The organism is Arthrobacter sp. TMN-49 (assembly GCF_054511095.1).
This window is the reverse complement of sequence record NZ_JBTNDH010000024.1, coordinates 36,808-63,030: the sequence shown is the minus strand read 5'-3', so window position 1 is coordinate 63,030 and position 26,223 is coordinate 36,808. Positions and strand designations below refer to the sequence as shown.

Below are 26,223 nucleotides of genomic sequence, written 5' to 3'. Positions count from 1 at the left end.
AAACGGTGTGTCACGATCTACAGAGCGATAATCCCGGGCCATGCTCAATTCTTAAACACGACCCGGGACAAAGCAAACACCGCCACACCCCAAAAAGCAACAGCCTCAAAATGGGCAATTTTCGGCGTTTTCTGCGGGCCAGTTGCCTGGGGCGAGTGCCGCACGGGCATGGTCACGGGGCGTGGTGATGCCAGTGCCGGGCACGTCCACCCCGTGAGGTCAATGTGCGCCAGCTAGGGCCGTGAAGTAACCTTAGGTGGTAAGACCCCCTTGACCGACTGCCTTCAGCAGCTTTTGCTAACGAAGGCCGGTGGTTTCCAAGGGGCATTTTCGTGCCCGGACACTGCACGGCGGATCAACCGCCGAACTCTGCAGTGCCCGGCTCAACTTATGAGCAAGGGGAGGGTCCCATGCCAGCAATCGTAATCGTCGGCGCCCAGTGGGGTGACGAAGGTAAAGGCAAGGCCACAGATCTTTTGGGTGGTTTGGTCGACTATGTAGTGAAGCCCAATGGCGGAAACAACGCCGGGCACACAGTGGTCGTAGGCGGTGAGAAGTATGAGCTCAAGCTCCTTCCTGCCGGCATTTTGAGCCCCAATGCAACACCCATTATTGGCAATGGTTGCGTTGTGAACCTTGAGGCGTTGTTTGAGGAAATTGAGGGCCTTGAGGCTCGCGGTGCGGACACGTCCAAACTGCGCATTTCCGCCAACGCCCACCTGGTGGCCCCGTACCACCAGGTGCTGGACAAGGTGACCGAACGTTTCTTGGGCAGCCGCGCCATTGGCACCACAGGCCGCGGCATTGGCCCGGCCTACATGGACAAGGTGGCCCGTCTGGGCATCCGTGTCCAGGACCTCTTTGACGAGTCCATCCTGCGCCAAAAGGTTGAGGGATCGCTGAAGCAGAAGAACCAGCTGCTGGTGAAGGTTTACAACCGCCGCGACGTTGAAGTGGATGAGGTTGTGGAGTACTTCCTCAGCTTCGCCGAGCGCGTGCGCCCCATGGTTATTGACGCAACGTATGTGCTCAACAAGGCCCTGGATCGGGGCGAAGTGGTGCTCATGGAAGGCGGTCAGGCAACGTTCCTGGACGTTGACCACGGCACCTACCCGTTCGTAACCTCCTCCAACCCGACCGCCGGTGGCGCGTCAGTTGGTTCAGGAATTGGCCCCACCCGCATCACCCGCGCAGTGGGCATCATCAAGGCCTACACCACGCGTGTTGGTGCCGGCCCGTTCCCCACGGAACTCTTCGACGATATGGGCATCTACCTGCAAAAGACAGGGGGCGAGTTTGGTGTGAACACCGGCCGTCCCCGTCGTTGCGGTTGGTACGACGCCGTTCTGGCCCGGCACGCTTCCCGTGTCAACGGCTTCACCGACTATTTTGTCACCAAGCTGGACGTGCTGACGGGCATTGAGCAGATCCCCGTCTGCGTCGCCTACGACGTTGACGGTGTGCGCCACGACGAAATGCCGATGACGCAGACCGAGTTCCACCACGCTAAGCCCATTTTCGAGTACTTCCCGGGCTGGACCGAGGACATCACCACGGCCCGCACCCTTGAAGACCTGCCCCTGAACGCACGCAACTATGTGCTCGCGTTGGAGGCAATGTCCGGCACGCGGCTCTCCGCCATTGGTGTTGGCCCTGCTCGCGACCAGACTATTGTGCGCTACGACCTCATCAACGACAACTAGTCCGGCTCGCCGCCAACGAACCGGCGGTGCACGTGCAACAAAAGGCGGGTTCGGTGGGTGGAACACATGTTCCGTCCGCCGAACCCGCCTTTTTGCTGAGCCCGTGGTGTCCTGGGTGCCATCGCGACTAGGCTTGATGGTAGACAGTACTGGCGGGTCGAAGGAGATGTCATGAAGGTCAGCGTTGGACAGTTCAATCCGGGCGGGGATGTTGTACAGAATCTTTCCACCATGCGCCGACTGTGCGTTGCTGCGGCACAAGAGGGCAGCAAACTCATTCTTTTCCCGGAAGAAGCCATGTTCTCTGTGGGCCGGGTTGCCGGGGACTTTGTCACGGCTGTTGACGCCCACTGGACCACCTTTGTGCAGGGCGTTTCCTTAATGGCGGCCGATGCGGGCATCGCCGTCATCGCCGGAGGTTACGAATCCAGCGGGGAGGCGCGCCCCTACAACACAGTTGTGGCAGTCGATGACGACGGCGGGATCCTGGACACGTACAGGAAGCTGCACCTCTATGATGCGTTCTCCTACCAGGAGTCCTCAAGGATCAAGCCGAGCGACCGCGGCATCACAGTGGTCGAAATTGGCGGTTTCAAGGTGGGCCTGATGACCTGCTATGACATCCGGTTCCCGGAGCTGGCCCGCTCCCTGGCAGTTGCCGGAGTGGAGCTCCTCTGTGTTTCGGCGGCCTGGTTTAAGGGTGAGCACAAGGTTGATCATTGGGAGACGTTGTTGAAGGCTCGCGCCATTGAAAACACGGCCTGGTTGGCTGCAGCTGGAACCTCCAGCGACCATTGCATTGGCCACTCCGTCATCCTGGACCCCATGGGCATCCCGGCGGACTTCCTCAACGAAGAACCCGAAGGCCTTGCCACAGCAGATGTGACACACAGGCGTGTGGAGGAAGTCCGCGAATTCCTCCCAGTTTTGCGCAACCGCCGATTTGAAAGCAGCACCTTGGTGGTTCCGGCTGGTTAAGTCACCGTTGACGAAAGATATCGCTGTGATTAGTGTCGGAACTAAGGGCAGGAGGAAATCATGAACGACGCCAGGATTTGGGCGGTGTTGGAGACCATGTTCCCGGTGGCGTTGGAGGACGTGCCGCTGGACGGGCAATGGCTCAAGCCACCGTTCGCCGATGATGCTGCTGGCCGGGCAGTTGTCTGCAATGACGGCGACTTTCAGTTTGTGGTGATTGACCGTGAGACGGGGTCGGTGCACTACGTCTGCGAGGACGACGATTCACTCATAGCGTCGTCCTTGGAAACGCTGCCAAAGATTGTGGCTGCCTGGGGCGCCATTGACCGGGACACGGTGGGCCCGGAGGACGACGAAGACTTTTCAGCCGTCAAGAAGTCCTTCGAGCAGCAACTCCAAATGCTGGATCCGCCCGCTGCTGCACCCAACGAATTCTGGGCGCTGTACGCTGAAGAGCTCACCAGCGAGGACTATGTGGACGTTGATGAGACCGAAGAGGACGACGACAATAGCCTCTTTGAAGAGGTTGAAGAAGTCCGCTCCGACGCTTAGGCCTTGTACGCGAACCGCCGTGAACGTTCAATCGAATCTGCCCACTGTGCCATTAGGCTCGAAGCATGGCACAGGTCAATGATCCAGATGTTATCCGCCGACTCCTGTCAACGCCGGGGCGGTGGGCTGTGGTGGGCCTGTCAAACAACCCACTGCGCCCTGCTGTTGATGTTTCACATTTCCTCCAGCGGCACCTTGGCCAGGAGATCATCCCCGTAAACCTCAAGGGCGACGACGTGCATGGCGCCAAGGGTTACACGAAGCTTGCGGAAGTCCCCGGGAGTATTGACGTGGTGGATTGCTTCGTCAATTCCAGCAAGGTTGGTGCCGTGGTTGACCAGGCCATTGCCGTTGGTGCCACGGCAGTCTGGCTGCAATCGGGCGTTGTGGATGAGCAAGCGGCGCAGCGCGCCCTCGACGCCGGACTCGACGTTGTCATGGATGCCTGCCCCAAAATTGAAGCCGCAAAGCTAGGCCTCTAAACCACCACCCCGTTTCTTAGGAAAGAAGCCTATGCCCCGCCACCTTGACTACGCCCGCCACCGAGGCCGTCTCATTGCGCTAACCATTCTTGTGCTGGCGATCGCCATGGTAGCTGCAGGGATCTGGTGGGTGACGGCAATGCCCCCAAACTCGGCCAGCGTCAGTCCCGGCGGCCCAGCCAACACCACCAAGGCTGCCACTGCACGCCCAAGCAGCACCGGCGCGGCTGCGCCAGGCACGCCGACGCACAGGTCCACAGCCAGCCCAACGCAAGCCCCGGCGTCGACCAGTCCACCATCCGCGCCCGCCACCAACCCGGCGACGGGGCGCATAGATACCTTGGGCGGATTGGTCCCTGACTATGTGCTGCCGCCCATTGAGAACGGTATGGCCCCGGTCCTGACCAAGGTGCCCACGGAACAAAAAGTGGTGTTCGTGACCATTGACGACGGTGCCGTGAAGCGGGACTCGGACCTGGCGCTCCTTGAGAAGAACCGCATCAAGGCGTCCATCTTTCTGGCGCACGGGTTCATTGCCGGGGAGCCGCAGTTCTACAAGAAGTACACGGCTGCCGGGCACCTGATCGAGAACCACACCATGAGCCACAATCTGGCCTTTATTCATCTGAGCTACGAGCAGCAAAAAGCTGAGATTTGTGGCATGGCTGACTTTGAGGAACAGCAGTACGGGCGCCGTCCAGTCTTCTTCAGACCGCCAGGCGGGCCCTACACCGACGCCATCCGCAAGGCCGTGGCCGAATGCGGCATGAAGGCTGTGGTTGACTGGGAAACCAAGGCAAACGCAGGCCGGATGGACTACCAGGTGGGTGCCGGCCTGCGCCCCGGGGACATTGTCCTCATGCACTTCCGCCCAGAATTCCCCGAGGACCTCGCAGCGTTCACGCAGGCGCAGAAGGCCGCCGGACTCAAGGTTGTGCTGCTGGAAGACTACCTTGCCACCAAGTAGGTTTTCCGCCGGCTTTGGGCTGATCAGCGGGTAGCGTTGGTGCCATGACTCGAATTGTTTACAACACGGCGACCTCGTTGAACGGCTACCTTGCTGATCAGTCACATTCCCTGGAGTGGCTGTTCGCGGTTGACAACGCCGGCGCCCCAGACATGGCCGCCTTCATGGACTCCGTGGGTGTCTTCGTGGAAGGATCAGCCACTTATGAGTGGGTGCTGCGCGCCGAGAACCTGCTGGAAGAGCCGGGGAAATGGCGGCAGTTTTACGGCAACAAACCCACCTACGTCTTCACCACCAGGAAGCTGCCGGTGCCGGACGGCGCAGACGTCAGGCAAGTCAACGGCACCGTGGCGGATGTACTGGCGGAGATCAAGGATGCGGCAGGGGCCCTGGATGTGTGGGTGGTGGGCGGCGGAGATCTGGCCGGGCAGTTCCTGGACTGTGGGGCGTTGACGGACATCTCACTCAGCGTGGCACCTGCAACACTAGTTGGGGGTGCGCCGTTGCTGCCGCGCACACTGGGCCCGGACCGGCTGGTGCTTCGCAGTGCCAGCCGCCACGGGCAATTTGCGGTTCTGAACTACCAGGTTCTGGACGCCACATGAGTATCAGTGCAGCCACCCTGAGAGCTGCGGCGCTGGCCTTGCCCGGGTGCTATGAGGACTTCCCGTTCGGTGCGGACACCAGTGTTTTCAAGGTCAAAGCCCCCAGCAGCGGAGCCGAGCAGTGGGTGGCGAAGATGTTTGCCCTGGGTAACTTGGATGCCACGCCTGTCATGATCAGTTTCAAGTGCGACCCCGAGCTGGCGCCAGCATTGCGCGCAGCCAACACCGGCATCACGGCCGGCTATCACCTGAACAAGGTGCATTGGAATACCGTGGACACCTCTGCCGTGGAGGAGGCCATGGTGTTGGAGATGATGGAAGACTCCTACGACCTGGTGGTGGCCGGCATGCCGAAGAAACAACAACGTGCCTTGGAGTGGAGCGCATATGTCGCCAAGAGTTAGCCGCGGCCCCTTGGACTACCCCTACCTGGGGCTGACCCGTTTGGTGGCTCAAAAGTCTGCTGATGCCGCGCAGTGGCCCACGGGTTTTGACCATGTGGACAAAACACTTGCCGTCGGTGCTGGGCAGGAAGCTTTCGCTGCGCTGGCTGAAGGCATCATGACGTGGCAGATTCAGCGCCTGGCCGGTTTGCAGGTCACTGCCCCGCCGCGGGCAGTGGCGCGCGCCACTGTCGTTAGCGGATTTGGTGTCGGAAATCTTCGCCTCCCCGTGCCCTGCGAGGTGGTGTGGGCTCTTGAACCGCAGCTCATGTCCGGCCCGGACGGGACAGAAATGCAGATGGCCGGCTTTGGCTACGGCACCCTGCCCGGGCACCCCGCGCTGGGTGAGGAGGCGTTCATCGCCATGAAAACCGCCGACGGCGGCGTGCACTTCCGGCTTTTGGCCTTCAGCAAGCCTGCCGGACTGATCTATACGATCGGTTCGCCCCTGACCAAATTGGCCCAGGCCGGCGTCACGCGTTCCTATCAGCAGGCGGCGCGCGTCCTAGCCGGCGGTTTCTAGCCGCGGACGCGGGCACGACGGCGGCGAAAAGTAGGAGCTGTCGCATCCCTGCCGGCTGCCACACTCAATCGATCAGGGCAGGGTCACCGTCACTGAGGCCCCATGGAGCCCACCGTCGGGGTCAACGAACCGCAACGCCAGCGCATGCTCGCCGGGTGGCAGATCCGGCAGGGTCCGCGTGATGCTTTCTCCTGTGAGCTGGTGGTACGTGCCGGTGGGGACGCCGTCAAGAATGGCCTGGACCGTGGCACCTGCAGGTCCGTTGAAGGTCACTGTGGTGGAGTGGTCATCCTTGGTCAGTGACACGATTTCCGGCATCTTCAACTCCACGGGAACGCTCAGGGCGCTATCTTGTGAGCGCAACCCGCCAAGGAGCTGAAAGGCACTAAACCGAACAGTCCCATCCGGCCCGGGAGTTGCCTCGGGGACCACCGACCAAAAACCGGATTCGTCTACCGTCGTCACCGCCACCTGTTCGCTGCCGGACAAGACCACCACCTGTGCCCCGGGGCTGCCGGTCCCGTTCAGCAAGGGCAGGAAAAGGCCCCGCTCCAAAATGGTGGTGAAGGCGGGAGGCATCGGAACCACGGTTGCGGGCGACGGCGTGGGGCTGGGTGCGGGCGTTGGTGCGGGCGACGGCGTGGGGCTGGGTGTTGGTGTTGGCGACGTCGTTGGGCGGGGCTCCGGCGCGGAAGACTGCGTTGGTTCCTGGGTGGTTTCAGATGTTGGGGCTGGCAGGGGAATGATCCGCGGCAAGTCAACGGACTGGAGGGGACTGGACACGCTTTCAACCACCGGAGGGATAGCCGCGGGTGTGGCGGGGGCTGCGGGCGCTGTGCCGACTGTCGGTTCAGGGTAGGCCGGGGTGGCGGCGTCGGCACTTGCTGTGGGTGTGCCGACGGCAATGGTGGCCGGGAGTTCTTGGGCATTTAGGCTCAAACTGACGGCCGCCGCTGCGATGCTTCCGACCACCACCACCACGGCGGTTGCCGCTGCGATAAGCAGGAACCGGCCGCTGGATGTCCCGGCAACCTGAGCCGACGTTTGGGCAGGCGGCGTGGTGGTTGATGCGGAGGAAGTCGTGACAGATGCGACGGGCGCGCCCATGCCCGCGAGGGCAGTGGGCCCCAACAGGAGGGGCAGCAGCACCAGGCCAAGATTGCGGCCAACCTGATCGACCTCCTCGACAAGGATGCTGCACTTGAGGCAACCTCTCAGGTGGTCCTGAACTCGATCCTGGAGCCTGTCACTGAGCGTGTCCCTGTTGTAGGCGCCCAAGCGCTCCACACACCACTTGCAGTCCGGATCGGCCGCGTCTGGATTGAGGTGTGCCTGGAGCCAGGAGATGCGGAGCCCTTCCTTGGCGCGAAGCGCCAGTGCGGACACCGCGTTGGGTTTCAGGCCCAGCAACGGTGCCACCTCACGCGGTTGCATGCCCTCCACTTCCACATACCAAAGGACTCTCCGCCACTCGGGTTTGAGGTTGGCGAAGGCCCGGCTGGTGATTGTCTTATCGAGGGTGACACCCTCGAACGAATAAGAGGGTTCGTTTTGTTGATACACCTCATCGAGCGGCGTGGTTGCCTCCCCTTGGGGATCCCAGCTCATGGAGACTGACCTGAGCACCGAGTAGAGGTACGGGCGGAAAACTTCCCGTGGACCTGCGTGGCCGCGGATGGCGACCAGGATGCGGGTGAAAGCCTCCTGCAACATATCCTCGGGGTCGAATTTGCCCGTGATGGACCGGGCGGCCCTCAGGCCGGCGCTTCTGTGGCGATGCCACAACGCCACATACGCTGTTTCATCGCCCTCCCGGGTCAACTCAAGCAGTTGCAGGTCAGAGAGCTGGAGGAAGTCCCCATGACTGTGAGGTGTGGGGGATGCCACGCGCATTTTCATGTCCTGATGTGAAGAGGGGCTCATTCCATGCTGACCGACCACTCGGGCAAGCAGTTGGGCAGCGGCGGGAAATGCTGCGGCTTAGAGGTGATCCTAGCCCCTTTTGCTGAGAATTTTTACCGGGATGCACAAACTAACCAGATATCGGGGATTTCCGTCAGGGAAACAATAAGAATGTCTTTCACAATTTGCGTCACGATTTCCTGCGAGCCCGGCCTGGCTTGGGCTGCCCTCGCGTCGACGTCTTCAGTGTCACGGTGCAGGCTGAGACCAGCTACGACAAGGCGGACCAGATAGTGACAGTCCTTCGCTCGGATACCGAGGCGCTGCGCTGACCGTGCTTTTCTCAGCTCTCAACGTAAGGAACCCCGGCCAACTCATTGACGAGTTGACCGGGGTTCCTTACGGTTCTGGGGTTCCTAGCCGAAGTACTTCGGCAAGGTGCCCTCGTGTGCCTCGCGGAGTTCGGACAGCGGGGCAGCGAACAAACCTTGCAGGTCCAAGGCGCCGCCGGCTGCGTCAACAACACCGATGCGGGCTACCGGGAAGTTCCGGGCCGTGCACATGTCATTGAAGCGGACCTCTTCGCTGCGAGGAACAGACACTATGGCCCGGCCCTGAGTTTCGGAGAACAGCAGTGTGAAGGTGTCCACGCCGTCGCGCTGGGCAACTTCGTTCAATGCCACGCGGGCGCCAGTGTTGAAACGCAGTGCAGACTCAACCAGGCCAGCCGCAAGGCCGCCCTCGGAGAGGTCGTGCGCGGAGTCGATCATGCCGTCACGGGAAGCGTTGATCAGGATCTCGCCCAATTCACGTTCACCGGCCAGGTCAACCTTCGGCGGCAATCCGCCCAGGTGGCCGCGCATGTTGGCCCACTCGGAACCATCCAATTCATCTGCCGTGGTGCCCAGCAGGTAGATGGCCTGGCCGTCTTCGACCCAGCCCGACGGCGTGCGGCGCGCAACGTCGTCGAACTTGCCCAAAACCGCAACAACCGGGGAGGGGTGGATGGGGGTGGAACCGGTCTGGTTGTACAGTGAAACGTTGCCGCCGGTGACCGGGATGCCCAACACCATGCAGGCGTCGGACAGGCCACGAATCGCTTCGGCCAGCTGCCACATGACATCCGGATCCTCGGGCGAACCGAAGTTCAGGCAGTCACTGACGGCCATGGGCACGGCGCCGGAGGTGGCCACGTTGCGGTAGGCTTCGGCCAGCGCCAGCTGTGCACCGTGGTACGGGTCAAGGAAGGTGTAGCGGCCGTTCGCATCGGTGGCCAGGGCAACGCCCAAGCCGGTTTCCTCGTCGACTCGGATCACGCCGGCGTCGTCCGGGAACGCCATGGAGGTATTGCCGCCCACGTAGCGGTCGTACTGGTTGGTGATCCAGTCCTTTGAGCACATGTTCGGTGACGCAATGAGTTCCAGCACTGCTTCCTTCAGCTCATCCGCGGTTGCCGGTCGGCCGGCATCCTGGACGGAGCCGGTGAACGCGTCGGCTTGCAAGGCGTCTTGCCATTCCGGGCGGGCGTAGGGGCGGTCGTACACCGGGCCGTCGTGTGCCACGGTGCGCGGGTCGACGTCAACAATGACTTCGCCTTCCCACTTGATGATCAAGCGGCCGGTGCCGGTGACCTCGCCGAGCCAAGAGTACTCCACGGCCCATTTTTCCATGACGGCCTCAAACGCTGCCATGTTCTCCGGCGTCACCACGGCCATCATGCGTTCCTGCGACTCGGACATGAGGATTTCGCCCGGGGTCAGGGAGGGGTCGCGCAGCAGGACGGAGGTCAGTTCGACTTCCATGCCGCCGTCTCCGTTGGAGGCCAGCTCGCTCGTGGCGCAGGAAATACCTGCGGCGCCGAGGTCCTGGATACCTTCAACCAAGGAGCCCTTGAACAGTTCCAGGCAGCACTCGATCAGGACCTTCTCGGCGAAGGGATCGCCCACCTGCACTGCGGGGCGCTTGGACGGCTTCGTGTCATCGAAGGACTCCGAAGCCAGCACCGAAGCGCCGCCAATGCCGTCGCCGCCGGTGCGCGCACCGAACAGAACAACCTTGTTGCCCTTGCCGGACGCGTTGGCCAGCCGGATGTCCTCGTGGCGCATGACGCCAACAGCCAAGGCGTTGACCAACGGGTTGCCCTGGTAAACGGCGTCGAACACCATTTCGCCGCCAATGTTTGGCAGGCCCAGCGAGTTGCCGTAACCACCAATACCGGCAACGGCACCATGCATGACGCGGGCGGTGTCCGGGTGGTCGATGGCGCCGAAACGCAGCGGATCCATGACGGCCACCGGGCGTGCGCCCATGGAGATGATGTCGCGGACAATGCCGCCGATGCCTGTTGCGGCGCCCTGGTAGGGCTCAACGAACGACGGCGAATTGTGGGACTCGATCTTGAACGTCACGGCCCAGCCGTCGCCCAAGTTGGTGACGCCGGCGTTTTCGCCGATGCCCACCAGCATGTCCTTCTTCATTTCCTCGGTGACCTTTTCGCCAAACTGGCGCAGGTGGTTTTTGGAGGACTTGTAGGAGCAGTGCTCGCTCCACATGACCGAGTACATGGCCAGCTCGGCGCCGGTGGGGCGGCGGCCAAGAACCTTCACGACGTCGTCGAACTCGTTTTGCTTCAGGCCCAGCTCGGCCCACGGCAGCTCAACATCGGGGGTCACGGCTGCGTTGGCAACGGTGTCGATATTGAACTTCTTGGCTGACTCGGTAGTCGAGGTCTCAGACATTTATTTGCCTCCCAGAAGCGTGTTCAGGACAGAGGTGAAGAATCCCAGCCCGTCGGTGCCGGTGTGGCCGGGGCCGTAGCCGTTTTCGATGGCGTGCTCCGGGTGCGGCATGAGGCCCACCACGTTGCCCGCGGCATTGGAGATGCCTGCGATGTCGCGGCGTGAACCGTTCGGGTTCATGCCGACGTAGCGGAAAGCCACCCGGCCCTCAGCCTCGAGGGCGTCAAGGGTCTTCTCGTCGGCAATGTACTGGCCATCCTGGTTTTTCAACGGGATGGTGATTTCGGTGCCTGCTGCGTAGGCGTTGGTCCATGCGGTGGAGTTGTTCTCCACGCGCAGCACCTGGTCGCGGCACAGGAACTTCAAGTGATCGTTCTTGATCATCGAGCCGGGCAACAGGTGCGCCTCGGTGAGGATCTGGAAACCGTTGCAAATACCCAAAACAGGCAGCTTGGCGTCGGAATTCGCGGCATCAACGATCTGGCTCATCAACGGCGCAAAACGGGCGATGGCGCCGGCGCGCAGGTAGTCGCCGTAGGAGAATCCGCCGGGGATGACAATTGCGTCAACGTCAGCCAGCGTGGTGTCGGCGTGCCACAGTGACACGGCTGTGGCACCTGAGGCGCGCACTGCACGGGCGGCGTCGCGGTCATCCAGTGTTCCGGGGAACGTGACAACGCCGATGCGTGCCCCTGCCAAACGGGAATCGACGGGGGCAAAAGTGGCCCCGCCAATCAAGGGGGTTTCAGTCATGGCTAGTCCGCCACTACTTCAACGTTGACCACGTCTTCGATGACAGGGTTGGAAAGCATGGTTTCCGCGGCATTGCGAGCCTGCGCCAGGATTTCCTCTGTCACCTCGCCGTCAACAAAAAGTTCAAAGCGCTTGCCCTGGCGCACAGCGGAAAACGCTGTGAAGCCCAAACGGGGAAGAGCGCCAACAATGGCCTTTCCCTGCGGGTCAAGGATTTCGGGTTTAAGCATGACGTCGACAACGATCCGGGGCATCCGGGGACTCCTGATGTGAAAAAGGGGTGGCCACGGATTGCCGTCTTACGCCGTCTTTTGGGTCAGGAGGTCAAGACCTGAAAACCGGTGAGTCGAAGCGCTCCGCGAGCTTGCCTTTCCATTCTACGCAAGTGTTTGCGAACTCCTGAATTTGCGTGGCCTGCGTCGCATTTGAGCCGACAGAGTTGCCGAGCCCAGCCAACGGGGCGGCTGTTGTGCGCACCTTTTTCGCGACGGAGCACACACCCGGGTTGAGGGCTGCGCCGTGGCGTCAACAGGCCACGATGCGGGCTCTTTAGGCAACCAGTTCCTCGACGGCTGCGCGCAACCGCTCACGCAACACCGCCGCCTCGGCGCTAAATGCTCGCTGAGCTGCCACATAGTCGGCCTTGCCGGCGACTGTTTCAATCGCGATGGCAGGGTAGCCCCACTGGGCCAGGTCGTAGGGTGATGCTTGCATGTCCATGGCCCGGATGCGCCAGGACAGCTCAAAGCAATCCATCACCAGCTCGCTGGGCAAGGATGGCGAGAGTTTGTACGCCCACTTGTAGAGGTCCATGTTGGCGTGCAGGCACCCGGGCTGTTCCAGCTCGCGCTGATTCGCACGGGTTGGCGTCAACTCGTTGAGCCCGACCGCCTGCGGGGTGTAGAAACGGTACGCATCAAAGTGTGTGCAACGAATCTTGCTCTCCTGAACCACCTGGTCAGTGCCCGCCGCGCCAAGGCGCAGCTGAAGGTATTCGTGCCGCACAGCATTGGCCTCCTGTTTGTACACCATGGCCCATTCATGCAGCCCAAAACAGCCGAACTGGGCCGGCCGGGCAGCCGTGCGCCCCAGGATTATGCGAGCAAAATCCACGGCGTCCTTGCGTTCGGCCAAGAACTTTTCCGTGTCAAAAACGACGCCGGAACGTGGGTGAGATGCCCCGGTCGCCGAGGAATCGGCGTCGGGCGCTGCTCGGTAAAACTTCCAGTTCAAGCGCTCGGTGGCGGCGTCGCCCGTGAGGATGACGCCCGCGCCCGGGTGCCAACGCGCGAGTTGGCCCGGTTTCTGGGTGTAGTAGGTGAAGAGGAAGTCTTCCACCGGGTGCTTTTTGTTGGCTGAACGGCGGGCGAGGTAGGGGGCTGCGTAGCGGTCGACGCGGTTGTGGTGCGCTGCGGCGCGGGCCTGCCAAGCGTCCTCGGTGAGGGGGAGTGGGGCAGAGGTCATGTTCTCAATTATCCGCCACGGCCACGGCGCCAGAGTCCGCAAGCGATGCGGGCTCTTCGTCGCGAGTGGCGGCCTCGATCAAAGCCATCATGCTGCCGTGCAACGCCATGGCACCGGCCCGGTCCAGGCCCAGCTTGGCCAGCATGGTCCCCGGCACGGAAAGGGCCCGTTCCCGGAGGGCCGCGCCCGACCGTGTGAGGTCCACGGCCAAGGCTCGCTCGTCGTTCAGGTCCTTGGCTCGAGTGATAAACCCCAGGGCCTCAAGGCGCTTAAGGAGCGGGGAAAGCGTTGCTGATTCCAACAGCAAGGCGTTGCCAATGTCCTTAACCCGGCGCGGTGCCTGCTCCCACAGGGCCAGCATGACCAAGTACTGCGGGTGAGTCAGCCCCAAGGCGGCCAGTACCGGCTTGTAGGCGGCAATGACGCTGCGGGAGGCCACGCTGAGGCCAAAACAAAGTTGGCGCTCCAGCAATAGATCGTCTTCCGTGGTGCTCACAGCCTTGCTCCCTCGATTTAGTTAGTACACTAACTATCAGGGTACTATGTGTTTTGTTGACTTTCATGATTCGGCCAGGGAAACCCGTCGCTGGCCCACGCGCTATAAGGAACCCTGCCCATGCCCAAGATAAGTCCGGTACAAAAACTGATGCGTTTCACGGGCCGCTTGCGCTACATTCTGGGCCCCGCCAGCAGCAGCCCCCTGGATCATGAGATGACGCCGGAGAACAAGGCGCTGCTGAAGAGCCAGGAAGAAGCGGCGGTGCAGTGGAAAACAGTCGCCAGGGCCGACGGCAGCACATATTTGGTGCCCACGGACCCCACCGACAGGTCCTTGCGCTAACGCTCCCTCCCGGTTCATCAGCCCAGCAACCCATGAGTGCCCTTGCGGGGCAAACAGGCGTAAACTTATTAGATTCTGGCGGCAAGATTTTCCGCTCCCGAAAGGGGTGTTGATGATGACCAGCGGTGAAAAATTCGTGGACAAATTCATGCACGCAACCGAAAAGCTGCAAAGAGTTTTTGGGCCTGCGGATCAAGGTGACTCAGCTGCCCCCGTGGTGCATCGTCACGATGCATTTGAAGAAAGCAGCGAAGAGCAGCTCTCCCACTTTGAACAACATACTGATTCGGCGGGCCACCATTACGCTGTCCGCAAGGAAGACGCTGCGGACTAGCCTCACTTCCTCAACTGACCCGCAGAAAACGCCGAAAATCGGGCCCAAAGCGCGTTTTTTCGTCGTTTACTGCGGGCCAGTTTGACTGCGGGGGCGACTAGCGGCCGGTGCCGCCATAAACTGTCGCCTCGTCGTCGCCATCCAAGCCAAAAGCCTGGTGTACTGCGCGCACCGCAACATCTAGCAAGTCAGCGCGGGTGACCACCGAGATGCGGATCTCGGAGGTGGAGATCAGATCAATGTTCACACCGGCGTCGGACAAGGCCTGGAAGAAGCGGTAGGACACGCCCGGGTTGGAGCGCATGCCGGCGCCGATGAGGGAGAGCTTGCCGATTTGATCGTCGTAGATCAGGTCCTCGAAGCCAACGTCGTCCTGCCTGGCGCGCAGGGCGCTCAGCGCATCTTCGCCCTCCACCATGGGAAGTGTGAAGGAGATGTCCGTCTTGCCTGAACCCTTCGTGGAAATGTTCTGCACAATCATGTCGATGTTTGAATGCGCGCCGGCGATGATGCCGAAGATCATGGCAGCCTTGCCGGGGATGTCCGGCACGCCAACAACTGTGACCTTGGCTTCGGACCGGTCATGGGCCACGCCGGAAATGATTGGCTGCTCCAAGGCAACTCCCTCTGAGATCTTGATTTTGTCGTCGGGGCTGGGCAAAACCCAGGTTCCCTCATTGTCGCTAAAGGAGGACCGCACATGGATGGGCAGTCCAAAACGTCTGGCGTATTCAACGCAGCGAAGGTGCAAGATCTTGGCACCCGAGGCTGCCATTTCCAGCATTTCCTCGCTGGAGATCTTGTTGATCTTCTGGGCGCTGGACACCACGCGCGGATCGGCCGTATAGACGCCGTCGACGTCCGTGTAAATTTCGCACACATCGGCGTCCAGTGCCGCGGCGAGGGCAACTGCTGTGGTGTCCGAACCGCCGCGGCCCATGGTGGTGATCTCATTGGTCTGGCGGCTCATGCCCTGGAAGCCGGCCACAATGGCGACCTTGCCCTTGTCCAGTGCGGTGCGGACGCGATGCGGGTCCACGTCGATGATGCGGGCCTTACCGTGGATGCCGTCGGTGATCATGCCGGCCTGGCTGCCCGTGAAGGACTGTGCTACCCCGCCCAATGAGCTGATGGCCATGGCCAGCAGCGCCATCGAAATGCGCTCACCGGCTGTCATGAGCATGTCCAGCTCGCGGGCTGGGGGATGCTCGGAGACTTGGGCGGCCAGATCCAGCAGTTCATCTGTGGTGTCGCCCATGGCGGATACGACTACCACTACCTCATGGCCTGCCGTTTGGGTGCTGACAACCCTGCGGGCTACGCGCAAAATGCCTTCGGCGTCGGACACGGACGAGCCGCCGTACTTTTGAACTATCAAGCTCATGGATGCACACTCATTGACTTACCTAACGCAACACTAGGAGAAGGAAACTTGCTGCCGCCCACACCAGAGCCGCGCCACAGCGCTGGGCCAGTGCGGCATCATCAGCGCAGAAGGCAGTTTCAGGCCAGTTTAGCGCGGTGGCGCGTCAACACCGAACTATGAAGTCCACATATTGATACTTGAAGGTCATTATGTGGTCGCCGCCGGCGGTGGAGGCATCAGCTGAATATCCGACGCCGGGATGATGACTCCCGTGGGCAGAGGGGCCTATGCTGAGTCCATATCCGCTAGTGCGGACCATCGGGGAGGGAAATTATGACGCAGCAATTACCACCGGAACAGGATCCGCCAGCGCCTCAGGATCCGCAGACAGCTCTTGTTTCCGAGCATGCTGGTGCGCCGACGGACGGCGGGGCGCAGGCCTTCCACGGATTGTCTGCCGTGGGGTTGTCCCGCAGCTTTGGTGCCGTCCACGCCGTCGTCAATATGGACCTGCAGGCACCGGCGGGGAAGGTTACTGCCCTTATCGGCCCCAACGGTGCCGGAAAAACCACGCTGCTGCTCATGCTTGCTTCGTTGCTGGCACCGGATTCGGGAACTGTCAGCGTTATGGGCGTTGACCCGGTCAAGGACCCGGCCGCGGCCAGGGCGAAGATCGGCTGGATGCCGGACACGCTCGGGGTGTGGGAGGCGCTCACGGCTCGCGAAATCCTCACCACCATGGGCAAGTTTTACAGATTGCCGAAGGAACAGATTCCAGGCCGGGTTGCAGAACTGTTGACCCTGGTGAACTTGACCGCCCTAGCCGACCAGAAGGCGCGGGTGCTGTCGCGTGGCCAGCAACAGCGGCTAAGCCTTGCCCGTGCGTTGATCCATGACCCGCAGGTGTTGCTGCTCGATGAGCCGGCATCCGGGCTGGATCCGGGCTCGCGTGTTGCCTTGCGGGGGATCCTGCGCCAGCTTGCCGCCGCAGGAAAAGCCATAGTGGTTTCCTCGCATGTGCTGGCCGAACTGGACGAGATCGCTGACGGTGCGGTGTTTGTGAACCAGGGCCGCACGGTGCTGGCGCAAACAGTGGATCAAGCGGCCGGGCAGGGGCGCAAGTATTCCATCGCTGCCCTGGACCCGTCCGCATTGGACGCTGCACTGACGGCGTTGGGTATGAACTATGGGGCCGGAAATGGCCGCCGGGACACCGTCACCGTCACCGTGGGCACCCAGCAGCAGGCATCTGCGCTGTTGCGAGATCTGGTGATGGCGGGGGTAGCGGTGTGTGCCTTCGCCCCCGCCACCGGCGCTTTGGAAGAAACGTATATGAGTATGAAGGTGGAACAGCCATGACGCAGATTCATAGCGAGGCAGGTTCCCGCCCGGTTCCGGACGGTGGTTCTCGGTACACTGGCCTGCGCGCCTATTCGGGTGGCGTATTTGCCGTTGTGGGAATGGAAATGCGCCAGAGGCTGCGCTCGCGCGGCTGGTACATCATGTTGGCATTGTGGTTTCTGGTCATCGGCATAGTCACAGCCCTGACGTGGTGGAGTTGGCAGGCTCAGCAAGAGACCAGCATGGCATGGGATACAACAGCCAGCAGCACCGGGCCCGGGCCGCTGATCTTTGAGATAGTGCTGGCCTTCGTGCTGCTGTTCGGCCTGCTGGTGGCCCCGGCGTTTTCAGCCAATGCCATAAACGGGGACAGGGCCGGGGGAACCTTGGCGATCCTGCAGGTGACGTTGCTGAGTTCCGGACAAATCTTGTGGGGGAAGTTCCTGGCCTCATGGATTGCCGGGATAGCGTTCCTGGCCGCCAGTATCCCGTTCCTGGTCTTCGCCATTGTGCAAGGCGGCCTGGGGTTCGGACACATAGCCATTGCACTGCTGATGCTCGCCGTGGAAATTGCTGTGGTGTGTGCCTTGGGTGTTGGTATTTCAGCTCTCGCCAACAGGCCGCTGTTCTCCATTGTTGTCACCTACTTGGTGGTGTCGGTGCTGGTCTTTGGCACGCTCATAGCATTCGGGCTCGGGGCAATGGTCAGCCAAGGAAAAGTGCAGGCCAATCAGATGGGTTACGCAGGCTCCTACGGTTACGACTATGACATCGGTGACGGCAGCGAGAACCCGCCGCCCCTCCCTAGCGACGTCACCGATCGCAATGGTGATAGCTACTGCTTTGGGCCCATCCAGGAGGTAGATGCCGTGCGCACGGACCGGGTTGCTTGGATGCTGGGCATGAACCCATTTGTGGTGATTGCCGACGCCATCCCCTATCAACAATCGGTTCAACAATCGGTGACCGAGGGCACGGGGCCCACGGGCATCTTCGAGATGATCAGCCAAGGCGCCAGGTACGCCCAGGCCGGTCCCGAAGCAACCTACACTTGCGCCAACGGCAAGCTCACAGCTGACTACATGGGCCAGAAAACCCCGTTGTGGCCACTAGGACTGGGGTTGCAACTCGTGGTGGCGGCCGGCGTCGTGGCACTGGGCTGGCGGGCGCTGCGCACGCCAGCAGGCAAACTACCCAAGGGCACCCGCGTGGCCTAGAGACGGACCATGAACTTCTAGAACCCGCAGTGCAATCTGTGTGGCAGTTGTTGGCTTCGGTCCAACAACTGCCACACAGATGTGAGGGGGCGGTACTAGACGGAAACTTCAGTCCGGGGTGCCACCATCATGACAGCGTCCTCCGGGACTTGGCGGATGGCGCCCTTGTCGGCGCTGGTGGCCATTGAGGCGTAAGCGCGCAGTGCCAGCGAGACTTCCCGCTCGCGGGCCACCGGACGGTAGCCGGTGGTTGCCTCGAGCAGATCGCGCCGTTCGTCCAGTTCGCCCGGGTCAACCAGCAGTTCCATGGACCGGTTGGGGATGTCGATCCGGATCCGGTCCCCGTCCTGAACCAGGGCGATGGTGCCGCCGGAGGCCGCCTCGGGGGAGACGTGGCCAATGGAGAGGCCGGAGGTGCCGCCGGAGAAACGGCCGTCGGTGATGAGCGCGCAAACCTTGCCCAGGCCCAGACCCTTCAGGAATGAGGTGGGGTACAGCATTTCCTGCATGCCGGGGCCACCGCGCGGCCCTTCGTAGCGAATGACCACCACGTCGCCGGCCTTGACGGTCTTGCTGAGGATCTTTTCCACTGCCTCGTCCTGGGACTCACACACCACGGCCGGGCCCTCAAACGTCCAGATGGACGGGTCAACACCGGCTGTTTTGACCACTGCGCCGTCGGGGGCAATATTGCCGCGCAGCACTGCCAGTCCGCCGTCCTTGGAGAAGGCGTGCTCCACAGCGCGCAGGCACCCGCCCGCGGCATCGGTGTCCAGGGAGGTCCACTCGGCCGACTGTGAGAACGCGGTAGAGGAGCGTTGGCCACCCGGGGCCGCAGTCCACAGGGCCTGTGCCTCCGCGGTCGCCTTGCCGCCGCGAATGTCCCAGTCGTCCAGCCAGCCGGTGAGGTTGTTCGAGTGGACCGAGCGGACGTTCGTGTGGAGCAAACCGCCACGGTTGAGCTCCCCCAAGAGGGCGGGGATGCCGCCGGCGCGGTGTACATCCTCCATGTAGTACGTTTTGTCTCCAGCAACGTTCGGCGCAACCTTGGCCAGGCACGGGACCTGGCGGGACTTGGCGTCGATGTCGTCAAGATCGTACTTCAGGCCCGCTTCCTGTGCTGCTGCGAGCAGGTGCAGGATGGTGTTCGTGGAGCCGCCCATGGCGATGTCCAGGGCCATGGCGTTGTCGAACGCCTCGAAGGACGCGATGGCACGGGGCAGCACCGACGCGTCGTCGTCCTCGTAGTAGCGCTTGGCGATTTCGACGGCGGTGGCGCCGGCACGCTCGTACAGCTCCTTGCGGGCCGTGTGCGTGGCGAGGAGCGAGCCGTTGCCCGGAAGGGACAGGCCGATGGCTTCGGTGAGGCAGTTCATGGAGTTAGCGGTGAACATGCCAGAACAGGAACCGCAGGTGGGGCAGGCGTTCGCCTCGATCAGGTCAATGTCGGCGTCGGAGATGGAATCATCCACGGCGTCGGAGATGGCGTTGACCAAGTCCAGTGAGCGGATGGAGCCGTCGGTCATGGTCACCCGGCCAGCCTCCATGGGGCCGCCGCTGACAAACACTGTGGGGATGTTCAGGCGCAGGGCGGCCATGAGCATGCCGGGGGTGATCTTGTCGCAGTTGGAGATGCACACCAGCACGTCGGCGCAGTGGGCGTTGACCATGTACTCAACGGAGTCGGCAATGAGGTCGCGTGAGGGCAGCGAGTACAGCATGCCGCCGTGCCCCATGGCGATGCCGTCATCCACGGCGATGGTGTTGAATTCGCGGGCGATGGCGCCGGCAGCGTGAATGGCGTCGGAGACAATCCGGCCCACGGGCGCTAGGTGGGTGTGGCCGGGGACAAACTCCGTGAACGAGTTGGCGACGGCGACGATCGGTTTGCCGATGTCGCTCTTGGCGACGCCGGAGGCCATCATGAGGGCGCGGGCGCCTGCCATGTTGCGGCCGTGGGTGACTGTGCGTGAACGTAATGGAGGCATAGGGACAGTTAACCAGCATTTTGGCCCGGACAGGAAGACGGCGCTGATACTAGTAGTGGCAGTGCTAGATTTGGTGGCATGGATGAAGAACGACGGCGGGAGCTGGGTCAGTTTTTGCGTGACCGCCGCGCCAATCTAGTCCGCGCCGAACACGGCTTGCCGCCCATTGGCCGCAGCCGCACGCTGGGGTTGCGGCGTGAGGAGATTGCGGCGTTCGCAGCCGTCAGCGTCACCTGGTACACGTGGTTGGAACAGGGGCGGGACATCAACGCATCCCGCCAGGTGCTCGAATCTATTGGGCGTGTGTTGCGCCTGAGTGCCGCCGAGCATGGCTATTTGTTGGCGATGGGTGGCTACGCGGGGCTTCCCTTGGCGGAGGTTGCGGCCATTGAGGCGGCGCCGCCACATTTGCAGGCGTTGCTCGATGCCCTGGATTTCCCCGCCTTTGCCGTGGCCCCGGACTGGGGGATTGCCGGCTGGAACAACGCCTACGCCTGCCTGTACTCACGCATTGGCGACGTTGCCCCGGAGCAGCGGAATCTGTTGTGGCTGATCTTTACCGACCCTGCCTTGCATCAGATGCTGCCCGACTGGGAAGAAACTTCACGGCATTTTGTGGCCGAATTCCGGGCCGAAGCCGGACCCCGGCTCGGCTCGGCCGCGCACACGGCGCTGGTGGCAAGGCTGGCTGCTGCCAGCGAGGATTTCGCCCGCATTTGGGCCGATCACGGGGTGGCCGGATTCGCCTCCAGGCAGCGCACCTTTATCCACCCGGAGGTGGGCGAGCTGATCTTTGACCAGCACCGGCTGGTGCCTTCCGACGCCCCCGATCTGCACTTTGTCCTGTACACCCCCACCCCGGGCACGCCCACGCGCGAACGGCTGGCAACCCTGGCGGCGGGACCGGCGTAGGCGTCGAATCCGACAGCTCCCATCCGGCAGCTCCAGCCCCGCGAACGTACAGTTGATGTTGATGTTTCGCGCAAACATCAACATCAACTGTACGTTCGGCGTTTAGGTCAGTGCGTTCCGGCGGCCCTCGAAGGCGCGGCCCAGCGTGACCTCATCGGCGTACTCCAAGTCGCCACCCACGGGGAGCCCTGACGCCAGCCGGGTCACGGCGATCCCGATGGTTTTGAGCATGCGCGAGAGGTACGTGGCCGTGGCCTCACCCTCCAGGTTGGGGTCGGTGGCGATGATGACCTCCTGGATTTGGCTGTCGTTCAGGCGGGTAAGCAGTTCACGGATGCGTAGCTGGTCAGGGCCAATGCCCGCGATGGGGTTGATGGAGCCGCCCAGCACGTGATAGCGGCCACGGAAGGCGCGGGTCCGTTCCACAGCCAGGACGTCCTTGGATTCCTCCACGACGCAGATGATGCTGGGGTCACGGCGCGGGTCGCGGCAAATGTTGCACAGCTCCGCCTCGGTGACATTGCCGCACACGGTGCAAAATTTTACGCGTTCCTTGACGGTGACAATGGCCCTGACTAGGCGCTGCATGTCCTCGGTGTCCGCTTCCAGAATGTGGAAGGCGAGCCGTTGCGCCGATTTCGGCCCAATTCCTGGCAGCCGCCCCAACTCATCGATGAGCTCCTGAACTGCTCCCTCGTACACAATGCCTCTTGTCTATTGGTTCAAAAATGGTGTCGGCGCCGGACCGGTCAGTTGGACCCGTTGAGCGGGCGTTCCTCAATCAGTACTCCGCCAAGAATACGCTCCACCGCGGCCTGACCCACCACCCCGGATTCCTCAATGGTGACGTCGTCTGGACTGGGGACGTCCTCCACATAGGGTTGCCGCGCTGCAGCCGCCGGGGATAGTGTGCGCGCGGCCTGGGCCTCCGAACTATTGGCCAGGCGTTGGTACCTGCTCAGCTTTGCCGCACCACTGTCAAGGTTCGACGCCGGGTCCTCCAACGCTTCGGCGCCCGCCCGTGCTGTTGCTGGCGCCGTGGCTGGCGCTGTGGCCTGCGCGGGGACGGTGGCCGTGGGCTGTGCTGGCGACGAAGCTGCTGGGTCAGCTGGCGGGGTCGCCGGTGTCTCCGGTGCCGGAGCGTCCGAATCCGCCTGTGCCCAGTCTGGGGCGCTGGATATGCTGCCCCACCCGGGATCTTTTACGTCAGAACGTGCGGGTGCGCCCAACGACACACCCCAGTCCTGCGGGGCCTGTTGTGACATTTGCTCAGCCAGGCGAGCACTGCGTTTGGGTGCTTCGGCCTGCGGAGGATTCTCGCTGGCAGGGGCACTGCTGGGCGCCGGGGTGTCCCAGCCGGTGGTCCAAGCGGCAATGGGTGAAACCTTCGGCGGTGTGTGGGCTGCCGGCGCAACAGTTGCTGGTTGCGCTGCGGGCGCCACGTGGGGCAGTCGCGCTGCAGGGCGCTGGGCCTCCGGTTTTGGCGAATCCGTGACCTGGTCCTGGTAGGGATCGGCCGGGGGATACGAATCCGGGTGTGGCTCATCCCATGGATCACTGGGTTCCGTAGGACCATCCCAGTAGGGCGGCTCCTCAACCGGTGCGGCCAGCGTTGGCGCTTCCGCGGCCGGAGTCGCACTTCTCGGCGCTGCGGGCGCTGAAGCCTCCGGCGCAGGCGCTGGCTGGGTTTGGGCGGGGATGTTGCCTGGCTGCTGCGTGGAGCCAGCCGTGCCGCCGCGACCCCTCTCCGGTACTGCGGCTGGACTACCGGTTTGAACTTTTGGGTTTGGCTCAGCGCTCGCCTTCGGGGCGTCGCCAGCTGCGGGCATGATCTGAACGCCCATGCCCAACACCTGCTTGATGGCCTGCTGCAAATTCTCCAGGTGGCCACTATTGGTGAAAGTGCTGATCAGGCCGGCCGATGGAAGACCCACGCGAAGCTCTTGACCGTCAAAGGTCTGCGGCACCACGTTCTGGTTGACAATGACCCAGGACGCCATGCGGATGGTGCGCAGCGAGCCAAGGATCTCCGGCCAGGCGCGGCGAATGATCTCAATATTGGAGGAACCGCCCCCAGCTGCCGGGCCGGGGTGTGGTTCACGGGGTGCGGCAGCAGCGGTTGGGACCGGCTGAGCGGGCTCAACAACTGTCGCGCTGGGCTGCGGCCGTTGCACAACTTGTGGCTGCGGAATCTGCTCGACTGTTGGCGCGGCTGCGGCAGTGGGGGTTTCGGCGGGCGCCTGTGCCGGAGCTTGCTCCGGAGTTTGGCGGGCCGCCACTTCAGCGCCGGCGGCTTCCTTGGCGCGCGCCAACTGTGCACGGACGGCAGCCAAACCACCACTGGACCCGGCGGGGTCAGCGGCGGCGGGTGCCGGCGTCGGACTTTGCGCGGAAACGCCGTGGTCAGCGGACAGCGGGGCAACTGCGGGCGGGCCGGGGGTAACCGCCGTGGCCCCGGCGTAGTTCAGGCGCCGTTCCAGCTGCTCGAGCCGGGTGGCCATGCCGCGGGCGGAGGAATCTGCGCCCGGCAGCAGCAGACGTGCACCCAGCAACTCCAGATGCAATCTGGGAGAGGTGGCACCGGTCATTTCATTGAACGCTGCGTTGGTCACGTCGGCGGCACGGGAGAGCTCGGCGGCACCGAGCTGGGCGGCCTGGGTTTGCATCCGTGCAATGAGTTCATCGGGGGTGCCGCGCAAGATCGCGTGGGCGCTCTCGGGCATTGCCTGAACAATGATGAGGTCGCGGAAGCGCTCCAGGAGGTCTTCCACGAAGCGGCGGGGATCGTGGCCGGTCTGGATCACCCTGTCCACCGATTTGAAAACGGTCGCCGAATCGGAGGCGGCAAGCGCCTCCACCACGTCGTCGAGCAGTGAAGCGTGGGTGTATCCGAGCAGGTCAACAGCCAAGTCATAGTTCAAACCGGTGGCACCGGCGCCAGCCATCAACTGATCAAGAACAGACAATGAGTCGCGTACTGAACCGCCGCCGGCACGCACCACCAGCGAAAGGACGCCGGGAGCTACGGGGACGTTTTCCGCGTCGCACAACTGTGCCAAATACGCCATGAGAGGCTCCGGCGGCACCAACCGGAAGGGGTAATGGTGGGTGCGCGAGCGGATGGTGCCAATGACCTTGTCAGGTTCGGTGGTGGCAAAGATGAACTTAATATGCTCCGGCGGCTCTTCAACAATCTTCAGCAGTGCGTTAAAACCTGCCGAGGTGACCATGTGGGCCTCGTCAATGATGAAGATTTTGTAGCGGTCACGAATGGGGGCGAAGGTGGCGCGTTCGCGAAGATCGCGGGCATCATCAACGCCACCGTGGCTGGCCGCGTCAATTTCGATGACATCCAGGGAGCCGGTGCCGCCACGGGCCAGCTCCACGCAGCTGTCGCAGGTGCCGCAGGGGTGTGATGTGGGGCCCTGGGCGCAGTTGAGGCAGCGGGCAAGAATGCGGGCGGAAGTGGTTTTACCGCAACCACGAGGCCCCGAGAACAGGTAGGCATGGTTGACACGGTTCTTATCCAGGGCAGTCATCAGGGGGGAGGTGACATGCTCTTGGCCAATTACGTTCGCAAACGAATCGGGACGGTACCGGCGATACAGGGCTGTTGGTGCGCTCACAGTTGAAACCCTATCTAATCCGCCTGACAAATTGCCGCATAGATGCCGCATTTGGGGCACATCTGGGGATAAATAAAGACCCCCCATGCACCCGCCAGAGCCCGCTTACCCTTGCTACCTTCCGGTCCTGGGGGAGTTCACAGGGTGACGCCACATGAGGGGCCGTCAATTAGCTTACCCGAGTGTGGCGGTGCGGGCGAATCCGGATGCCACCCTGTGGGCCATTTCAATTTCCCTGTCACGGTGATACGTTCGCCACAAGGGGCACTGACGCTACTGACGCCACAGCGAAGCTGGTCCCGGCACGCGTTGCCCTTGCGCGGCCTGGCCCACGAAGGAGCGAGTCACCATGTTGGGGTTTGGATTCTTTGAATGGTTGTTTTGGGTGCTGGCCTTCGGTACGGGGATTCTTGCCCTGACCCGCATTGAGACGTTTTCCACCAACTCAAGCCAACGCACACACCACCACGCCGGCCAGACGGCCTTTCTGTGGATACTGACAGCTTGCTTTGCCTTGGCAGGTTTTGTCACTGCGGTTGTGGCAATGCGCGCCAGCAGCTAGGCAGCTAGTCGGCGCGGGCTGTGTAGCGCGGCGCCTTGAGGCCCGTGCCTTGCACGTGGTCCGCCGTCGGCACCGACCCCGTGGCGGAGTGCCGCGTGGGTTGGGTCATGCTGACCCTATTTCGTGCCCGAATTGGCCCAGTCACTCGCCTCCGGGAACGCCTCAAACACTCGATTCGTGACTTGGGTACTTTGTCAGGTACTCTTGAACCTGCCGTGTTCTGCACGGCAAGCTGGAGGATTCGCCTAGCGGCCTATGGCGCACGCCTGGAACGCGTGTTGGGTTAACGCCCTCGGGGGTTCAAATCCCCCATCCTCCGCCAAATGGAAGGCCCGGAATCATTGTGATTCCGGGCCTTCCGTAGTTTAAGACAAGGCGGCCGCTCAGGCGCGCCGGTTAGACTCAAGCTGTGATTACAGAAACCTTAGACACCATCCCCCTCACCCTGAGCGACGGCGCCGAAAAATCGCTGCCGCAGCTGGCCACCAAAGCCATCTTGTTGGTCAATGTGGCCTCCAAATGCGGGTTTACCAACCAATATGACGGCCTCGAGGCCCTCCACGAGACGTACCGCTCCACGGGCCTGACAGTAGTGGGGGTGCCCTGCAACCAATTTGGTGGGCAAGAGCCAGGCACGCAGGAAGAAATCGTGGAGTTCTGCCGCATGAACTTTGGTGTGACCTTCCCGCTCACCACCAAAACAGATGTCAACGGCCCCGACGCACACCCGCTCTACGCCCTCTTGACCAACCACGGCGCCGACCCCATCCAGTGGAACTTTGAAAAATTCTTGATCACCTACGACGGCGCGGTGCTGGAGCGCTTCTCATCCTCCGTGACGCCTGGCTCGCCTGAGCTGATTGCGGCAGTGGAAGCGGCGCTCCGCTAACCACTGGCGGTGACTGTGGTGGTTTGCCGCGCATACC

26 protein-coding genes, 1 tRNA gene and 1 other RNA gene are annotated in these 26,223 nt (G+C 62.4%); 17 read left to right on the top strand and 11 right to left on the bottom strand.

The annotated features are described in order from the left end of the window. Positions 1-410 precede the first annotated feature (410 nt). From ACX80E_RS12205 to ACX80E_RS12170, 8 genes are all read left to right on the top strand, one after another. Entirely contained in the window at positions 411-1,703 is a 1,293-nt protein-coding gene (locus tag ACX80E_RS12205) for an adenylosuccinate synthase (RefSeq protein ID WP_459302244.1), read from the top strand. A gap of 171 nt (positions 1,704-1,874) precedes the next feature. Beyond that, the gene (locus tag ACX80E_RS12200; RefSeq protein WP_459302243.1) at positions 1,875-2,681 is read left to right on the top strand and encodes a carbon-nitrogen hydrolase family protein; all 807 of its coding nucleotides are present in this window, start codon (positions 1,875-1,877) and stop codon (positions 2,679-2,681) included. A 60-nt stretch (positions 2,682-2,741) separates the two neighbouring features. Then, complete coding sequence (locus tag ACX80E_RS12195; protein WP_459302242.1) at positions 2,742-3,233, top strand: SUKH-4 family immunity protein; 492 nt, start codon at positions 2,742-2,744, stop codon at positions 3,231-3,233. A 65-nt stretch (positions 3,234-3,298) separates the two neighbouring features. After that, positions 3,299-3,715, top strand: coding sequence for a CoA-binding protein (locus ACX80E_RS12190; protein WP_459302241.1), 417 nt, complete (start codon positions 3,299-3,301; stop codon positions 3,713-3,715). Between the two features lie 31 nt (positions 3,716-3,746). Continuing rightward, positions 3,747-4,682, top strand: coding sequence for a polysaccharide deacetylase family protein (locus ACX80E_RS12185; protein ID WP_459302240.1), 936 nt, complete (start codon positions 3,747-3,749; stop codon positions 4,680-4,682). 44 nt (positions 4,683-4,726) lie between these two features. Next, positions 4,727-5,287: a dihydrofolate reductase family protein gene (locus ACX80E_RS12180; RefSeq protein ID WP_459302239.1), complete on the top strand. Its 561-nt coding sequence runs from the start codon at positions 4,727-4,729 to the stop codon at positions 5,285-5,287. Continuing rightward, on the top strand, positions 5,284-5,691 hold the full coding sequence (locus tag ACX80E_RS12175; RefSeq protein ID WP_459302238.1) for an MmcQ/YjbR family DNA-binding protein: 408 nt from the start codon (positions 5,284-5,286) through the stop codon (positions 5,689-5,691). The genes ACX80E_RS12180 and ACX80E_RS12175 overlap by 4 nt, the downstream gene beginning before the upstream one ends. Then, positions 5,675-6,253 (top strand): DUF1990 family protein, encoded by a 579-nt coding sequence (locus tag ACX80E_RS12170; RefSeq protein WP_459302237.1) that lies wholly within the window; start codon positions 5,675-5,677, stop codon positions 6,251-6,253. Before ACX80E_RS12175 ends, ACX80E_RS12170 begins: the two co-directional genes overlap by 17 nt. Before the next feature lie 72 nt (positions 6,254-6,325). Here ACX80E_RS12170 and ACX80E_RS12165 read toward each other — a convergent pair whose 3' ends face one another. Then, positions 6,326-8,146: a zf-HC2 domain-containing protein gene (locus tag ACX80E_RS12165; RefSeq protein ID WP_459302236.1), complete on the bottom strand. Its 1,821-nt coding sequence runs from the start codon at positions 8,144-8,146 to the stop codon at positions 6,326-6,328. Between the two features lie 194 nt (positions 8,147-8,340). On the opposite strand from ACX80E_RS12165, the gene ACX80E_RS12160 reads away from it, so the two are divergent. After that, entirely contained in the window at positions 8,341-8,487 is a 147-nt protein-coding gene (locus tag ACX80E_RS12160) for a hypothetical protein (protein WP_459302235.1), read from the top strand. Between the two features lie 84 nt (positions 8,488-8,571). Here the strand turns inward: ACX80E_RS12160 and purL are convergent, their stop codons facing one another. From purL to ACX80E_RS12135, 5 genes are all read right to left on the bottom strand, one after another. Then, the gene (gene purL, locus ACX80E_RS12155; RefSeq protein ID WP_459302234.1) at positions 8,572-10,893 is read right to left on the bottom strand and encodes a phosphoribosylformylglycinamidine synthase subunit PurL; all 2,322 of its coding nucleotides are present in this window, start codon (positions 10,891-10,893) and stop codon (positions 8,572-8,574) included. Further along, on the bottom strand, positions 10,894-11,646 hold the full coding sequence (gene purQ, locus ACX80E_RS12150) for a phosphoribosylformylglycinamidine synthase subunit PurQ (protein ID WP_459302233.1): 753 nt from the start codon (positions 11,644-11,646) through the stop codon (positions 10,894-10,896). 2 nt (positions 11,647-11,648) lie between these two features. Beyond that, positions 11,649-11,900 carry a phosphoribosylformylglycinamidine synthase subunit PurS gene (purS, locus tag ACX80E_RS12145; protein ID WP_103465358.1) on the bottom strand — a complete coding sequence of 84 codons (252 nt, stop codon included), beginning with the start codon at positions 11,898-11,900 and terminating at the stop codon, positions 11,649-11,651. Between the two features lie 295 nt (positions 11,901-12,195). Further along, positions 12,196-13,110, bottom strand: coding sequence for a 3-methyladenine DNA glycosylase (locus ACX80E_RS12140; RefSeq protein ID WP_459302232.1), 915 nt, complete (start codon positions 13,108-13,110; stop codon positions 12,196-12,198). A 4-nt stretch (positions 13,111-13,114) separates the two neighbouring features. Then, a complete protein-coding gene (locus ACX80E_RS12135) occupies positions 13,115-13,606 on the bottom strand; it encodes a MarR family winged helix-turn-helix transcriptional regulator (RefSeq protein ID WP_459302231.1) in 492 nt (163 codons plus the stop codon). Between the two features lie 120 nt (positions 13,607-13,726). On the opposite strand from ACX80E_RS12135, the gene ACX80E_RS12130 reads away from it, so the two are divergent. Together ACX80E_RS12130 and ACX80E_RS12125 are read left to right on the top strand one after the other, a co-directional pair. After that, entirely contained in the window at positions 13,727-13,951 is a 225-nt protein-coding gene (locus tag ACX80E_RS12130) for a hypothetical protein (RefSeq protein ID WP_459302230.1), read from the top strand. A gap of 115 nt (positions 13,952-14,066) precedes the next feature. Beyond that, positions 14,067-14,285, top strand: a complete 219-nt coding sequence (locus ACX80E_RS12125; protein WP_459302245.1) for a hypothetical protein — start codon at positions 14,067-14,069, stop codon at positions 14,283-14,285. Between the two features lie 97 nt (positions 14,286-14,382). Here ACX80E_RS12125 and ACX80E_RS12120 read toward each other — a convergent pair whose 3' ends face one another. Then, complete coding sequence (locus ACX80E_RS12120) at positions 14,383-15,669, bottom strand: aspartate kinase (protein WP_459302229.1); 1,287 nt, start codon at positions 15,667-15,669, stop codon at positions 14,383-14,385. Positions 15,670-15,984: 315 nt separating this feature from the next. Here ACX80E_RS12120 and ACX80E_RS12115 point away from each other — a divergent pair, with 315 nt between their 5' ends. Beyond that, positions 15,985-17,010, top strand: a complete 1,026-nt coding sequence (locus ACX80E_RS12115) for an ABC transporter ATP-binding protein (RefSeq protein WP_459302228.1) — start codon at positions 15,985-15,987, stop codon at positions 17,008-17,010. Continuing rightward, complete coding sequence (locus ACX80E_RS12110; protein WP_459302227.1) at positions 17,007-18,209, top strand: ABC transporter permease; 1,203 nt, start codon at positions 17,007-17,009, stop codon at positions 18,207-18,209. Before ACX80E_RS12115 ends, ACX80E_RS12110 begins: the two co-directional genes overlap by 4 nt. Before the next feature lie 95 nt (positions 18,210-18,304). On the opposite strand, the gene ilvD is transcribed toward ACX80E_RS12110, so the two are convergent. Continuing rightward, positions 18,305-20,197, bottom strand: coding sequence for a dihydroxy-acid dehydratase (ilvD, locus tag ACX80E_RS12105; protein WP_459302226.1), 1,893 nt, complete (start codon positions 20,195-20,197; stop codon positions 18,305-18,307). Positions 20,198-20,275: 78 nt separating this feature from the next. Here ilvD and ACX80E_RS12100 point away from each other — a divergent pair, with 78 nt between their 5' ends. Continuing rightward, positions 20,276-21,109, top strand: coding sequence for a helix-turn-helix transcriptional regulator (locus tag ACX80E_RS12100; protein ID WP_459302225.1), 834 nt, complete (start codon positions 20,276-20,278; stop codon positions 21,107-21,109). A 102-nt stretch (positions 21,110-21,211) separates the two neighbouring features. Here the strand turns inward: ACX80E_RS12100 and recR are convergent, their stop codons facing one another. The 3 genes from recR to ffs form a co-directional block, all read right to left on the bottom strand. Beyond that, positions 21,212-21,811, bottom strand: coding sequence for a recombination mediator RecR (gene recR, locus ACX80E_RS12095; protein ID WP_103465060.1), 600 nt, complete (start codon positions 21,809-21,811; stop codon positions 21,212-21,214). A 47-nt stretch (positions 21,812-21,858) separates the two neighbouring features. Continuing rightward, a complete protein-coding gene (locus ACX80E_RS12090; RefSeq protein WP_459302224.1) occupies positions 21,859-24,735 on the bottom strand; it encodes a DNA polymerase III subunit gamma and tau in 2,877 nt (958 codons plus the stop codon). A gap of 71 nt (positions 24,736-24,806) precedes the next feature. Further along, an RNA gene (gene ffs / locus ACX80E_RS12085) (signal recognition particle sRNA small type) lies at positions 24,807-24,902 on the bottom strand. Between the two features lie 182 nt (positions 24,903-25,084). On the opposite strand from ffs, the gene ACX80E_RS12080 reads away from it, so the two are divergent. The 3 genes from ACX80E_RS12080 (at position 25,085) to ACX80E_RS12070 (ending at position 26,186) form a co-directional block, all read left to right on the top strand. After that, a complete protein-coding gene (locus tag ACX80E_RS12080) occupies positions 25,085-25,297 on the top strand; it encodes a hypothetical protein (protein WP_459302223.1) in 213 nt (70 codons plus the stop codon). Positions 25,298-25,531: 234 nt separating this feature from the next. Beyond that, a tRNA-Ser gene (locus tag ACX80E_RS12075) sits at positions 25,532-25,619 on the top strand. 87 nt (positions 25,620-25,706) lie between these two features. After that, on the top strand, positions 25,707-26,186 hold the full coding sequence (locus tag ACX80E_RS12070) for a glutathione peroxidase (RefSeq protein ID WP_459302221.1): 480 nt from the start codon (positions 25,707-25,709) through the stop codon (positions 26,184-26,186). Positions 26,187-26,223 lie beyond the last annotated feature (37 nt).